The sequence below is a fragment of the Enterobacter sp. CPE_E1241 genome (assembly GCF_045618265.1).
Taxonomy (GTDB): Bacteria; Pseudomonadota; Gammaproteobacteria; order Enterobacterales; family Enterobacteriaceae; genus Enterobacter; species Enterobacter adelaidei.
Genome location: NZ_JBIWYV010000001.1, coordinates 3460562 through 3475515 on the forward strand (window position 1 = coordinate 3460562; position 14954 = coordinate 3475515).

The 14954-nt window shown below is 54.4% G+C and carries 11 protein-coding genes; 8 read left to right on the forward strand and 3 right to left on the reverse strand.

Annotated elements, in window-relative coordinates:
• Positions 1-76 precede the first annotated feature (76 nt).
• Positions 77-1027 (forward strand): transaldolase, encoded by a 951-nt coding sequence (gene tal / locus ACJ9Y9_RS16930; RefSeq protein WP_028016155.1) that lies wholly within the window; start codon positions 77-79, stop codon positions 1025-1027.
• Between the two features lie 19 nt (positions 1028-1046).
• Entirely contained in the window at positions 1047-3035 is a 1989-nt protein-coding gene (gene tkt, locus ACJ9Y9_RS16935; RefSeq protein ID WP_028016154.1) for a transketolase, read from the forward strand.
• Between the two features lie 90 nt (positions 3036-3125).
• Here the strand turns inward: tkt and ACJ9Y9_RS16940 are convergent, their stop codons facing one another.
• Positions 3126-3458, reverse strand: a complete 333-nt coding sequence (locus ACJ9Y9_RS16940) for a tRNA-binding protein (protein ID WP_028016153.1) — start codon at positions 3456-3458, stop codon at positions 3126-3128.
• Between the two features lie 137 nt (positions 3459-3595).
• On the opposite strand from ACJ9Y9_RS16940, the gene ebgR reads away from it, so the two are divergent.
• The 6 genes from ebgR to ygjK all read left to right on the forward strand — a co-directional run bounded on the left by ebgR (position 3596) and on the right by ygjK (position 13204).
• Entirely contained in the window at positions 3596-4579 is a 984-nt protein-coding gene (ebgR, locus tag ACJ9Y9_RS16945; RefSeq protein ID WP_028016152.1) for a transcriptional regulator EbgR, read from the forward strand.
• A gap of 146 nt (positions 4580-4725) precedes the next feature.
• Positions 4726-7809: a beta-galactosidase subunit alpha gene (ebgA, locus tag ACJ9Y9_RS16950; protein ID WP_028016151.1), complete on the forward strand. Its 3084-nt coding sequence runs from the start codon at positions 4726-4728 to the stop codon at positions 7807-7809.
• Positions 7806-8255 (forward strand): beta-galactosidase subunit beta, encoded by a 450-nt coding sequence (locus tag ACJ9Y9_RS16955; protein WP_028016150.1) that lies wholly within the window; start codon positions 7806-7808, stop codon positions 8253-8255. Before ebgA ends, ACJ9Y9_RS16955 begins: the two co-directional genes overlap by 4 nt.
• Positions 8256-8311: 56 nt before the next feature.
• Positions 8312-9748, forward strand: a complete 1437-nt coding sequence (locus tag ACJ9Y9_RS16960) for an amino acid permease (protein WP_028016149.1) — start codon at positions 8312-8314, stop codon at positions 9746-9748.
• 38 nt (positions 9749-9786) lie between these two features.
• The gene (gene ygjJ / locus ACJ9Y9_RS16965) at positions 9787-10845 is read left to right on the forward strand and encodes a protein YgjJ (protein WP_028016148.1); all 1059 of its coding nucleotides are present in this window, start codon (positions 9787-9789) and stop codon (positions 10843-10845) included.
• Between the two features lie 13 nt (positions 10846-10858).
• Positions 10859-13204 (forward strand): alpha-glucosidase, encoded by a 2346-nt coding sequence (ygjK, locus tag ACJ9Y9_RS16970; RefSeq protein ID WP_028016147.1) that lies wholly within the window; start codon positions 10859-10861, stop codon positions 13202-13204.
• Here ygjK and ACJ9Y9_RS16975 read toward each other — a convergent pair.
• Both ACJ9Y9_RS16975 and nudK read right to left on the reverse strand, forming a co-directional pair.
• Positions 13201-14244: a DUF1176 domain-containing protein gene (locus tag ACJ9Y9_RS16975; protein WP_028016146.1), complete on the reverse strand. Its 1044-nt coding sequence runs from the start codon at positions 14242-14244 to the stop codon at positions 13201-13203. The two genes, ygjK and ACJ9Y9_RS16975, sit on opposite strands and share 4 nt — an antisense overlap.
• A 101-nt stretch (positions 14245-14345) precedes the next feature.
• Entirely contained in the window at positions 14346-14939 is a 594-nt protein-coding gene (nudK, locus tag ACJ9Y9_RS16980) for a GDP-mannose pyrophosphatase NudK (protein WP_028016145.1), read from the reverse strand.
• Positions 14940-14954: the final 15 nt, after the last annotated feature.

Here is a 14954-nt window from a genome sequence, read left to right on the forward strand (position 1 = left end):
AAGTCCATCATGATTTTTCCAGAAGTGTGAACTAACGCACTCATCTAACTCTTTTATTTTCATGGAGTAATTATTTATGAACCAGCTAGACGGCATCAAACAATTCACCACCGTGGTCGCAGACAGCGGCGATATCGAGTCGATTCGCCACTATCAGCCGGAGGATGCGACCACCAACCCTTCGCTACTGCTTAAAGCCGCCGGGCTTGCGCATTTTAGTCATCTGATTGATGACGCCATTGCCTACGGTAAACAGCGCGGGAAAACCCAGGAGCAGCAGGTCACCGAAGCCAGCGACAAGCTGGCCGTTAATTTTGGTGCAGAAATTCTTAAAAGCATCCCCGGACGCGTCTCGACCGAAGTCGACGCCCGCCTCTCTTTCGATAAAGAAAAGAGTATTCACAAGGCTCGCCGTCTGGTTGAACTCTACCAGGAACAGGGGATCGATAAATCTCGCATCCTGATCAAACTGGCGTCGACGTGGGAAGGCATTCGTGCGGCGGAAGTGCTGGAAAAAGAGGGTATCCACTGCAACCTGACGCTGCTGTTCTCGTTTGCTCAGGCGCGCGCCTGCGCGGAAGCGGGGGTGTTCCTCGTCTCGCCGTTTGTCGGACGCATCTACGACTGGTATCAGGCAAAACAGCCGATGGATCCGTACGTGGTCGATGAGGATCCGGGCGTGAAATCGGTTCGTAATATCTATGATTACTTTAAACAGCACCGCTACGACACTATCGTGATGGGTGCCAGCTTCCGCCGTACCGAGCAGATCCTGGCCCTGGCAGGCTGCGACCGCCTGACCATTTCCCCTAATCTGCTCAAAGAGCTGCAGGACAAAGATGAGACGGTTATCCGCAAGCTTGTGCCCACCTCTACCGTCCTGCCAAAACCGAAAGCCATGACCGAAGCCGAGTTCCGCTGGGAACATAATCAGGATGCCATGGCCGTAGAAAAACTGGCGGAAGGTATCCGCCTGTTCGCCGTCGATCAGCGCAAACTTGAAGACCTTCTCGCCGCCAAACTTTAACCTTGCCACGGAGTGAACTATGTCCCGTAAAGAGCTAGCCAATGCCATTCGCGCCCTCAGCATGGATGCCGTGCAGAAAGCCAATTCCGGCCACCCTGGCGCGCCTATGGGCATGGCTGATATTGCCGAAGTATTGTGGAACGACTTCCTGAAGCACAACCCCAATGACCCCACCTGGTACGATCGCGACCGTTTTATTCTCTCCAACGGCCACGCCTCAATGCTGCTCTACAGCCTGCTGCACCTCTCCGGCTACGATCTGCCGCTTGAGGAGCTGAAAAACTTCCGCCAACTGCACTCCAAAACGCCGGGGCACCCGGAGATTGGCTATACGCCAGGGGTGGAGACCACCACCGGACCGCTCGGTCAGGGGCTGGCGAATGCAGTCGGGCTGGCGATTGCCGAGCGTACGCTGGCCGCGCAGTTTAATCAGCCGGGGCATGACATCGTTGACCATTACACCTACGTGTTTATGGGTGACGGCTGCCTGATGGAGGGGATTTCCCACGAGGTCTGCTCCCTGGCGGGCACGCTGGGGCTCGGCAAGCTGATTGGCTTCTACGATCACAACGGCATCTCCATCGACGGGGAAACCAAAGGCTGGTTCACCGACGACACGGCGAAACGCTTCGAAGCCTACCACTGGCACGTGGTACATGAGATCGACGGGCACGATCCTGAGGCAGTGAAAAAAGCGATTCAGGAAGCGCAGAGCGTGAAGGACAAACCGTCGCTGATTATCTGCCGCACGGTTATCGGCTTCGGCTCGCCAAACAAAGCAGGTAAAGAGGAGGCGCACGGCGCGGCGCTGGGTGAAGAGGAAGTGGCGTTAACCCGACAAAAACTGGGCTGGAAATACCCGCCGTTTGAAATCCCAAAAGAGATCTACAAAGCATGGGATGCCCGAGAAACCGGTGAAAAGGCACAGCAGTCCTGGAACGAGAAGTTCTCCGCTTACAAAAAAGCGCACCCGGATCTGGCCGCCGAGTTTTCCCGCCGCATGAGCGGCGGTCTGCCGGAAGACTGGGACGATAAAACCCAGGCGCTGATTGAAAACCTGCAGGCTAACCCGGCGAAAATCGCCACCCGCAAGGCGTCGCAAAATACCCTGAACGCAATCGGCCCTCTCCTGCCCGAACTGCTCGGCGGCTCGGCGGACCTGGCGCCCAGCAACCTGACCATCTGGTCGGGCTCAAAATCGCTGAAAGAGGACATCGCCGGGAACTACATTCACTACGGCGTGCGCGAATTCGGGATGACCGCCATTGCCAACGGCATCGCCCATCACGGCGGCTTCGTGCCCTACACCGCCACCTTCCTGATGTTTGTCGAGTATGCCCGTAACGCGGCGCGCATGGCGGCCCTCATGAAGGCGCGACAGATTATGGTCTATACCCATGACTCAATTGGTCTGGGAGAAGACGGACCAACGCACCAGGCGGTGGAACAGCTAGCGAGCCTGCGCTTAACGCCAAACTTCAGCACCTGGCGTCCGTGCGATCAGGTGGAAGCGGCGGTCGGCTGGAAGCTGGCAGTGGAACGTCATACTGGCCCGACAGCGCTAATCCTTTCACGCCAGAACCTGGCGCAAATTGAGCGTACTCCGGAGCAGGTGAAAAACATCGCCCGCGGCGGCTACATCCTGAAAGACAGCGGCGGTAAACCGGACGTGATCTTGATTGCGACCGGTTCAGAGGTGGAAATCACGGTGACAGCCGCCGAGAAGCTGACCGCCGAGGGTCATGCGGTGCGCGTGGTTTCATTGCCATCAACGGATATCTTTGACGCCCAGGATGAAGCGTACCGGGAATCGGTTCTGCCATCAAACGTTGCGGCTCGCGTAGCAGTAGAGGCGGGTATTGCCGACTATTGGTACAAGTACGTGGGACTGAAGGGGGCAATTGTCGGGATGCACGGATACGGTGAATCGGCGCCTGCCGATAAGCTGTTCCCGTATTTCGGCTTTACCGTTGAGAACGTGGTTGAGAAGGCGTTGAGCGTGATCTAGTGCGGCCTGCGTGCCCGGTGGCGCTACGCTTACCGGGCCTACATGGTCCGAAACATAGGCCGGGTAAAACATAGCCGCCACCCGGCTTTTTCACACCACTCTTACCCCTGCCGCCATCGCCCGCTCCGGTGTTAGCAGCACGCTTTCGCTGGCATCGTCAGTCTCCGCACAGAGCAACATGCATTCAGACGTCTCGCCGCGCATTTTGGCTTTTGCCAGATTACACAGCACCACCACCACTTTCCCCATCAACTCCTGTTCCCGGTAATAGGGCACCAGACTGGTGACGGTTTGCAGCGTTCTGTCGCCCACATGAATCTGCGCGATATAGAGTTTGTCTGCGTTAGCGTGGCGTTTAACGTCCACGATCGTCCCCACGCGGATCTCCAGCTTTGCAAAGTCATCGTAAGTTATCGTGTCCATGCTCCCTCCTTAGTAAAATTTTACTAAATATTAGCACGATATTTGTGGGAGGCAACACGCAGGATATTTAGTAAAAACTGATGCATGTCCGAACGCATCCTTTACAATGGGTTATCACGTGGGGAATAAGGACAATTATGGCAACGCTCAAAGACATCGCGACGGAGGCTGGCGTCTCGCTGGCGACGGTATCCCGGGTTTTAAACGATGACCCAACGTTGAACGTAAAAGAAGAGACCAAACACCGCATTCTGGAGATTGCTGAAAAGCTGGAATATAAGAGCACAACGTCCCGTAAAATGCAGTCTGTCGCAGTGGGTCAGCAACATATTCTGGCACTCTACAGCTATCAGCAAGAGCTGGAGATTAACGACCCTTACTACCTTGCGATTCGCCACGGCATTGAGACACAGTGTGAAAAACTGGGTGTCGAACTGAGTAACTGTTACGCCAATACAACCCTGCCTGACATTAAAAAACTCACCGGGGTACTGATTGTCGGCAAACCTTCCACAGCCATTCGCCGCACTGCGATGGCGTTGACCGACAACGTCTGTTTTATTGATTTCCATGAGCCCGGCAGTGAATTCGACTCCGTCGATATCGACCTCTCCCGCATCAGCAAACAGATCATAGACTTCTTTATTCATCAGGATGTTAAACGCATCGGTTTTATCGGCGGAGAAGATGAACCCGGTAAAGCCGATATCCGTGAAGCGGCATTTGTGGAATATGGGCGCCTGAAAGGCGTTGTGTCAGAGCAGGATATCTGGCGCGGTGGCTTTTCCAGCTCATCCGGGTATGAACTGGCGAAAAAAATGCTGGCTGAGAAGAGCTGGCCTGCCGCGCTGTTTGTGGCGTCAGACTCCATCGCCATCGGAGTATTACGCGCTATCCACGAAAAGGGGCTGGCGATCCCGGAGGATATCTCGCTCATTAGCGTGAACGATATCCCAACCGCCCGCTTCACCTTCCCACCGCTTTCCACCGTGCGCATTCATTCCGAAATGATGGGCAGTCAGGGCGTTAACCTGCTGCTGGAAAAATCCCGTGATGGCCGGGCACTCCCCCTTCAGGTTTTCGTGCCAAGCGTCCTGAAACTGCGCGGCACGACACGCTAATTTCCCCTCTTCAAACACACAGCCGGGCATGCCCGGCTTTTTTTATTTCGTGATCGAGTTAAAGCAAATCAGTTTTACTGATTTTATTTAGTAAAATTTTTACTAAAATCCTCAGCAATGATGTTTTACCCCTACAGGGAGATCACATGAATCGCTGGGAAAATATTCAACTCACGCATGAAAACCGGCTTCCGCCGCGTGCGTACTTCTTCTCTTTTGACACTGTCGCCCAGGCTCTCACCTTTGCCCGCGAGGTCAGCAGCCATTTTCTGTCGCTAAGCGGCCAGTGGAACTTTCATTTTTTCCCGAACCCGCTGCTGGTACCGGAAAACTTCACCACACAGTACATGGCTGACTGGGGCCAGATTACCGTACCGGGCATGTGGCAGATGGAAGGTCACGGTCAACTGCAATACACCGATGAGGGTTTCCCCTTCCCGGTAGACGTGCCGTGGGTGCCCACCGATAACCCCACCGGGGCATATCAGCGCTGGTTCACTCTGTCAGACAACTGGCAGGGTAAACAGACAATCATCAAGTTTGACGGCGTCGAAACCTACTTCGAAGTCTACGTGAATGGCCGCTACATCGGTTTCAGTAAGGGAAGTCGACTGACTGCCGAATTTGATATCAGCAACGCGGTACATAGCGGACAAAACCTGCTGTGCGTGCGTGTGATGCAGTGGGCAGACTCCACCTACATTGAAGATCAGGACATGTGGTGGACCGCAGGGATTTTCCGCGACGTTTATCTGGTCGGTAAAACGCCGACACACGTCCGCGACGTCACGATCAAAACCACGTTTGACGAGTCATACAAGGATGCGACCCTTTTCTGTCAGCTGGAACTGGAAAACCTGGCCCCTCACGCCTCTACCGTGTCGCTGGTGTACGCCCTGTATGATGGCGAGGTCGAACTTCATCAGGGTACGACCGACAGCCTGACCGTGTCCCGCAGCACTGAAACCACCTTTAGCATTGAGGTCAAACAGCCTCAGCAGTGGTCATCAGAATCGCCCTGTCTCTATCATCTTGTGTTGACGCTAAAAGATGAGAACGGGCAAACGCTGGAGGTTATCCCACAGCGCGTTGGTTTCCGCGACATCAAAGTGCGCGACGGTCTGTTCTACGTTAACAACCACTACCTGAAACTCCACGGTGTAAACCGTCACGACAACGATCACCTGAAAGGCCGTGCGGTAGGCATGGATCGCGTTGAGCGCGATCTGATCCTGATGAAGCAGCACAATATCAACTCGGTTCGCACCGCGCACTACCCCAACGATCCGCGCTTCTATGAGTTGTGCGATATCTACGGCCTGTTCGTGATGGCGGAAACGGATGTGGAATCCCACGGTTTTGCCAACGTTGGCGACCTGAGTCGAATTACCGACGATCCGACATGGGAGCACGTCTATGTTGAGCGTATTGAGCGCCACATTCACGCGCAAAAAAACCACCCGTCCATCATCATCTGGTCGCTCGGAAACGAATCCGGCTATGGCTGCAACATTCGCGCCATGGCACGTGCCGCAAAAGCGCTGGATGACACGCGACTGCTGCACTATGAAGAAGATCGCGATGCCGAGGTAGTGGATATCATCTCCACCATGTATACCCGCGTACCGCTGATGAATTTGTTCGGTGAGTACCCGCACGCCAAACCACGGATTATCTGTGAATACGCTCATGCGATGGGCAACGGTCCCGGCGGGTTAACCGAGTACCAGAACGTGTTCGATCGTCACGACTGCATTCAGGGCCACTACGTCTGGGAATGGTGCGACCACGGTATTCAGGCGGTTGATGCCAGCGGCAATACGTATTACGCCTACGGTGGAGATTTTGGTGACTACCCGAATAACTACAACTTCTGCCTTGACGGGCTGATTTACTCCGATCAAACCCCAGGCCCGGGGTTGCGTGAGTACAAGCAGGTGATTGCCCCGGTGAAACTACGCTGGCAGGACGGCAAACTCTGCGTAGAAAACCGATTCTGGTTCACAAACCTGGATGATTACACCCTGCACGTCGAGGTACGGGCGGAAGGTGAAACCCTGCACAGCCAGCTACTGACGATGACAGGAGTAGCCCCCAACAGCGAAAGCAACATAAGCCTGAATTTACCTGAACTGGATGAGCGGGAAGCGTTCCTGACCGTGCGCATCAGCAAAAATAGCCGTACGCGCTACAGCGAATCCGGGCACAGTATCGCGGTGTACCAGTTCCCGTTAAAAGCACGCACAAACCACGCCACACCGCTTATCAATACCAACGCCACGCCACTTCATCTGGAAGAGGATCGCCTGAGCTGCACCGTGACCGGACACAACTTCCGCGCGAGCTTCTCTAAAGTGACGGGAAAACTCAGCGCCTGGCAGGTAAACGGCGAAGAGAACATCACTCGTGAGCCGAAGATTAACTTCTTCAAGCCGATGATTGATAACCACAAGCAAGAGTATGAAGGGCTGTGGCAACCCAACCACCTGCAGATCATGCAGGAGCACCTGCGCGGTTTCGAGGTTGAGCAACGGGACGACGCGATCATTATCACAACCCGTACGCTGATTGCCCCGCCGGTGTTTGATTTTGGCATGCGCTGCACCTACCGCTGGCGCATCGCCGCCGATGGGCAAATCAACGTTGAACTGAGCGGTGAGCGCTACGGCGAGTATCCACACATCATTCCGTGCATCGGCTTTACGCTCGGCATCAACGGCGAATTTGACCAGGTGAGCTATTACGGACGCGGACCGGGGGAAAACTATCCGGACAGCCAACAGGCCAGCACCATCGATCTGTGGCACACCACGGTAGATGAGATGTTTGAAAACTATCCGTTCCCGCAGAACAACGGCAACCGCCAGCAGGTACGCTGGGCCACGCTTGCCAACCGTCACGGCAGCGGCCTGCTGGTGGTGCCTGAGCAACCCATCCATTTCAGCGCATGGCACTACACGGCAGAAAACATCCACGCAGTACAACACTGCAACGAACTGCGTCGCTGCGATGACATCACCCTCAACCTTGACCATCAGGTACTGGGTTTAGGCTCTAACTCTTGGGGAAGCGAAGTGCTGGACTCCTGGCGCGTCTGGTTCAGACCGTTCCGCTACGGCTTCACGCTGCTCCCGCTTGAAGGTGGGCAAACTGCCGCGCAGGCGCTGGCGAACCATCAGTTTGGCACCGGTTTCTTCTCCATGAATTCACACAGCGAGGCAGACCAATGATCGTTATCGACAGTCTGGAACAGTTCCAGAAACTTTACCGTGCGGGGCGTAAATGGCAGCGCTGTTCTGAAGCGATTAACAATATCGACAACATCCAACCCGGTGTAGCCCACTCGATCGGTGATTCGCTGGCCTACCGCGTCTCCTGCGATGCCAGTACCGACGCGCTATTTGTCGGTCATCGGCGCTATTTCGAAGTGCATTACTACCTGCAGGGCACGCAGAAAATTGAATACGCCGCGAAAGCATCCCTGCAGGTTGTGGAGTGCTATCGCGATGAAACCGACCGCGAATACCTGAAAGGTGTGGGTCACACCGCTCAGGTCCACGAGGGGCAAGTTGTGATTTGTGAGAATCACGAGGCGTATCGCTTCATCAGCGACATGCCGACAAAAAAAGTCGTCCTCTATGTGACCATCGAAGACGGTTATTTCCATAACAAATAAAAATGTGAGCGGTGCCAATGAAGCACCGCTATCCTCCCTGTACCCGGAGAAACGTTATGTCTGAAACCATCAAACGCAATACCATCGGCAAATTCGGCCTGCTGTCGCTGACATTTGCCGCCGTGTTTAGTTTTAACAACGTTATCAATAACAATATTGAGCTGGGGCTCGCCTCCGCGCCCATGTTCTTTTTAGCCACCCTGTTCTATTTCATTCCGTTCTGCTTAATTATCGCTGAATTTGTCTCACTGAATAAAAACTCCGAAGCCGGGGTTTACGCCTGGGTGAAAAGTTCGCTGGGCGGACGCTGGGCCTTTATTACCGCCTACACCTACTGGTTCGTGAATCTGTTCTTCTTCACCTCGTTATTACCGCGCGTCATCGCCTACGCTTCATATGCTTTTTTAGGCTATGAGTACATTCTTACGCCGTTTGCTACCACGGTACTGAGTATGGTGCTGTTCGCGTTCTCAACCTGGGTCTCCACCAACGGGGCGAAAATGCTGGGGCCGATCACCTCAGTGACCTCCACACTGATGCTGCTGCTCACTCTCTCCTATATCCTGCTGGCCGGCGCCGCGCTGGTGGGTGGCGTGCAGCCCGCCGACCCGATAACCGTTGACGCAATGATCCCGAACTTCAACTGGGCCTTCCTCGGCATCACCACCTGGATATTTATGGCTGCCGGTGGCGCGGAATCCGTTGCGGTCTATGTCAACGACGTTAAAGGTGGCTCTAAATCCTTCGTGAAGGTGATTATTCTGGCGGGGATTTTCATCGGCGTGCTGTACTCCATCTCCTCGGTGTTGATTAACGTCTTTATCAGCAGTAAAGAACTGAAATTTACCGGCGGTTCGGTTCAGGTGTTCCACGGTCTGGCGGTGTGGTTTGGGCTGCCGGAAGTCCTGATGAACCGCTTTGTCGGCCTGGTCTCCTTTACTGCGATGTTCGGTTCTCTGCTGATGTGGACCGCAACGCCGGTAAAAATCTTCTTCTCTGAGATCCCAACCGGAATTTTTGGCCCAAAAACCGTGGCGCTGAACGAAAATGGCGTACCGGCCCGCGCGGCGTGGATCCAGTATCTCATTGTGATCCCGTTGATGATTATTCCCACAATGGGTTCAAATACCGCTCAGGAGCTGATGAACACCGTCATCAATATGACCGCCGCCGCCTCCATGCTGCCGCCGCTGTTCATTATGCTGGCCTACCTGAACCTGCGTCGTAAGCTCGACCACCTGCCGCGCGATTTCAAAATGGGCTCACGCACCATGGGTATGGTGGTGGTGTCGATGCTGATTGTGATTTTTGCTATCGGCTTTGTGGCCTCAACCTTCCCCACCGGTGGCAATATTCTGACGATTATTTTCTATAACGTCGGAGGGATCGTTTTATTCCTCGGATTTGCCTGGTGGAAATACAGCAAATACGTCAAAGGATTATCAAAAGAACAACAACAAATTGAAGCCTCACCAGCCTCAAATATTCATTAACACCGAAGGCACGGATATTCTTTCTTTGGGATGAGTGCATGAAAATTAAAGAGAAAACAATTGGGGCACTCGCTGCCCTCTCTTTCTGCTGCCCCGCATTTGCCGCAGAAGAAGCCCGACCCGCTGAACACGACGATACCAAAACACCGGAACTCACCACCTCTTCATTTCGCTTTTATGGTGAACTGGGTATCGGCGGATATATGGATCTGGAGGGTAAGAATAAACATAAATACAGTGACGGCACCTATATTGAGGGCGGTCTGGAGATGAAGCACGGGAACTGGTTCGGCCTGATTTATGGCGAAGGCTGGACCGTTCAGGCCGATAGTCAAGGTAACGCCTGGGTACCAGACCACAGCTGGGGTGGTTTCGAAGGGGGGCTTAACCGTGTTTACGGCGGCTACAAAACCGCTAACAGCACCGAAATTATGCTGAGCCTGCGCCAGGACTCTTCTCTGGATGACCTGCAGTGGTGGGGAGATTTCACCCCGGATCTGGGCTACGTGATCCCTAACACCCGCGACATAATGTATGCCCTCAAGGTGCAGAATCTCTCCGGCGATCTGCGCTATAGCATCACCGCAACGCCTGCCGGGCATCATGATGAGAGCAAGGCCTGGCTGCATTTCGGCAAATACGATCGCTACGACGACAAGTATACCTATCCGGCGATGGTGAACGGCTATCTCCAGTATGACATCGCGAAAGATGTCACCTGGATGAACGGTCTGGAAATCACCGACGGTACCGGACAACTCTTTTTAACCGGGATGTTGTCGCCGAACCTGGCCGCACGCGCCTGGCACCACACGGGACGCGCCAGGGGTAAAGATGTACCAGGGACAGAAACGGGCTATATGGTCAGCGCCATGGTGGAAGCGCTAAAAGGCGTCTACCTTTCTACCGCCTACAGCTATGCCAAACACCGTCCGGACAATGGCGGGGACGAAACGACGTCCTTTATGCAGTTCGGTATCTGGTACGAGTACGGCGGAGGACGCTTTGCTACCGCAGCCGACAGCCGCTTCTATATGAAAAATGCCTCAGGCGACCCAAGCGATCGGGTCTTCCTGATGCAATACTTCTACTGGTAAAAGGATCTTCCCCATGAAATTCTGTCTTACGCCGCTGGCCTGCGCGCTGGTATTGAGTTTTTCAGCCCACGCCACCACGGCAAATGACTTTAAAAACGTGATTAACCGCACCGGTGCGCCGCAGTATATGCACGATTTCGACGCTGACGACCACCAGCGTTTTAACCCCTTTTTCGATTTGGGTGCCTGGCATGGGCATCTGCTGCCTGACGGACCGCAAACCCAGGGAGGATTTCCTGGCGTAGCGCTGCTCACCGAAGAGTACATCAACTTTATGGCGACGAATTTTGATCGCCTGAGCGTGTACCAAAACGGTAAAAAAGTGGATTTCACCCTTGAGGCTTTCAGTCTTCCCGGCGCGTTGGTGCAAAAGCTGAGCGCGAAAGATGTGCAAATCGAAATGACGCTACGTTTCGCAACCGCGCGCACCTCATTGCTAGAAACGCAGATTACGAGCAAGACGCCACTGGACCTGGTATGGGATGGCGAGCTGCTGGAAAAACTTGAGGCCAAAGAGGGCAAACCGCTTTCGGATAAGACCATAGACGGCGCGTATCCCGATTATCAGCGCAAAATGGTTCCCACCCGTGACGGCCTGAAGGTGACGTTTGGTAAAGTGCGATCCACTTGGGATCTCCTCACCTCCGGCAGTTCCGAATATCAGGTGCATAAATCAATCCCGGTAGATACCACCGTCGACGGTCATCGCTTTATCAGTCGGGCACACGTTTCCGGCAGCACCACGCTGTACACCACTTACTCCCATCTGTTGAATGCTGACGACGTTGCGCGCGAGCAGCCGAAAATTCGCGATATTCTGGCGCGGCCCGCCTGGTTCATGAGCGCCTCGCAAACACGCTGGGAGGGATATTTACAAAAGGGACTCACCAACCCGAATGCGACACCAGAGCAAACTCGTGTCGCGGTGAAGGCCATCGAGACGCTGAACGGTAACTGGCGTTCACCGGGTGGTGCGGTACGTTTTAACACGGTGACGCCCTCCGTGACCGGACGCTGGTTCTCCGGCAACCAGACCTGGCCGTGGGACACCTGGAAACAGGCCTTTGCCATGTCGCATTTCAACCCGGACATCGCCAAAGAGAACATTCGCGCGGTGTTCTCCTGGCAGATTAAACCCGACGATCCTGTGCGCCCTCAGGATGCCGGATTTGTGCCTGACCTTATCGCCTGGAACCTGAGCCCGGAACGCGGCGGTGACGGTGGCAACTGGAACGAACGAAACACCAAACCGAGCCTGGCGGCATGGTCGGTGATGGAGGTATACAACACCACACATGACAAGGCCTGGCTGGCAGAGATGTACCCTAAACTGGTGGCCTACCATGACTGGTGGCTGCGTAACCGTGACCATAATGGTAACGGTGTGCCGGAGTACGGTGCAACGCGTGACAAAGCCCATAACACCGCCAGCGGTGACATGCTGTTTACGGTGAAAAAAGGCGATAAAGAGGAACCGCTTTCCGGACTGAATAACTACGCCCGGGTAATCGAAAAAGGACATTACGACAGTCTGGAGATCCCGGCGCAGGTTGCCGCCTCGTGGGAGTCCGGACGTGATGACGCCGCCGTGTTCGGATTTATAGATAAAACGCAGCTGGATAACTATGTCGCAAAAGGCGGAAAACGCAGTGACTGGATAGTAAAGTTTGCCGAAAACCGAAGTAAAGAAGGCGATCTGCTGGGTTACTCGTTACTCCAGGAGTCCGTCGACCAGGCGAGTTATATGTACAGCGATAATCACTATCTGGCACAAATGGCGAGCCTGCTGGGTAAAGAGCAGGATGCCAGCCACTATCGCCAATTGGCGGATAAACTCGCGACCTACATCAATACCTGTATGTTCGATGCGAACAGCGGTTTTTACTATGACATTCGCATTGAGGATAAACCGCTTGAGAATGGCTGTGCGGGCAAACCTATCACCGAGCGCGGTAAAGGGCCGGAAGGCTGGTCTCCTCTGTTTAACGGTGCAGCAACCCAGGAACATGCTGATGCCGTGGTGAAGGTGATGCTGGATCCGAAAGAGTTCAACACGTATGTGCCGCTCGGGACTGCCGCACTAACCAACCCGGCATTTGGTCCGGATATCTACTGGCGTGGTCGCGTCTGGGTCGACCAGTTCTGGTTTGGACTCAAAGGGATGGAACGCTACGGCTATCGGGAACAGGCACGAACGCTGGCAGATAACTTCTTTAAACACGCGAAGGGGTTAACGTCTGATGGTCCAATTCAGGAAAACTACAACCCGCTGACCGGGGCACAGCAAGGCGCACCCAACTTCTCGTGGAGCGCGGCACATCTGTACATGCTGTATAACGACTTTTTCCGGAGAAACTAACGGGTGATCCACAACGTGGGCCAGGCGTCGGGTCGATTCCAGTTATCGCAACTCGGCTCCTCGGCATAACGTACCAGGCGAAAGCGCTGGCCGTCAAAACGCCAGCGCGTCTGGACACCACAATCTCCCAAACCACGACCCAGCGCGAGCGTTGTCAGCTCGCGCGTCTTCTCATCGAAGCTGGCATTCATCAATTCCATTTCGCTGTCGTCACTTGATGGCGTAAAGGGCAGACGCAGCCTGACGCTGCGGGCGGTGAACGGTTTTTTACGTGAGACCAGCCACGCCAGATCGACGGTATTATAAGCCCCCGCCTCGCAGCTGACGATCAGCAGCGCTTTGTCATCGGTTAACGCGGTGACGCGCACTTCCCGGCGGTTAGGATCCAGCGAACACTGGTTGCTGTTCATCCGTCCGGTACCATAGTCCAGCAGGTCGTTCAGTTCGGCGTGGGAGAGCGGCGTCGGTGTCGGGTTGACGACCGACACCTTTTTTAAAGCTGGAGCGGGTGGAACGCTTAACGGCGGGTCGTCACCTTTCTTGATCCACGCGGTTTCGCTCCCGACGCGCTTTTGCTGCGCATCAATGAACAGCAACGCCGCTTTCAGACCGCTCAGGGAAATCACCTGCTTGCCGTCGCGCATGGTCAGGGATTTCCCTTCCTGGATGTTTTTCAAAAAGGCGGTAACGGTGGCGGCATCGTCCGTTTTCAAATGCCATGGCGTGAGCTGCCAGTGCTGTTTGTCCAGCTTAAGGGGAACGTTATCCAGCAGTAATCGGGGAGCAATATCCGGCTCTTTAACAGAGGGGGCGTCAAGACCGCCGAGATCGATGCGCAGCGTTGCATCCGTTTTCGCCCCGGCGCTTCGGGTGAGCGTCATAACCAGACCACGGTGTTCACCCGTATTGCGTGCCAGACAGAAATTCTGGTTATTGCAGGTCACCTGCCAGTCAGAAAATGCCTGCTGAGCAGGCGCAGCCCGCACCAGCGGAGCGAAGAGCACGCAGAAGAGGGAGAATAAAAAAACACTGTAGCGCATGAATGACACAATCCCGGAACGAAAACGCTTAACTGGGCAGTATCTTCGTGTTACCACCGGGGTTGCTCAATCGGATTTATCAGATATACCCGAAAAATCATCTACATCCGTTCGAAAGCAGTGTCCATCAGCCCGGTTGTTTGTAAATACTGCAGTAATATCACAGCCTTGCCATCCCTGATTTCGCCTGAACGCATCATCTCCAGCGCACGGGAAAAGGGGAGCTCCAGCACTTCGATATCTTCATCTTCGACACCACCGCCCCGGTGAGTCCGCTGCGCATCGCTGTATTCCGCAATGAAGAAATGCACAATTTCCGTTACGCCGCCTGGGGACATAAACAGCTCGAAGACCTTTTTGACCTCTCCCACTTCAAAGCCGGTCTCTTCTACGGCCTCTTTGCGGATACACACTTCCGGCTCGTCATCATCAAGCAGGCCGGCACAGGTTTCAATCAAACGGCCATCAGGGTTGCCATTAACCCATGTTGCAACCCGGAACTGACGGATCAGCACCACGCTCTGCTTTTCACGGTTATAGAGCAAAATAGTTGCCCCATTACCGCGGTCATAGACCTCGCGTTTGTGGCGGATCACTTCACCGTTGTTACGTGTAAGATCATAGGTGATGTTACGCAGGACAAAGTAGTTTTCAGAGAGAATTTTGTCTTTGATAACGTCAATTTTCAGGGTCATACGGGCTCCACGGCA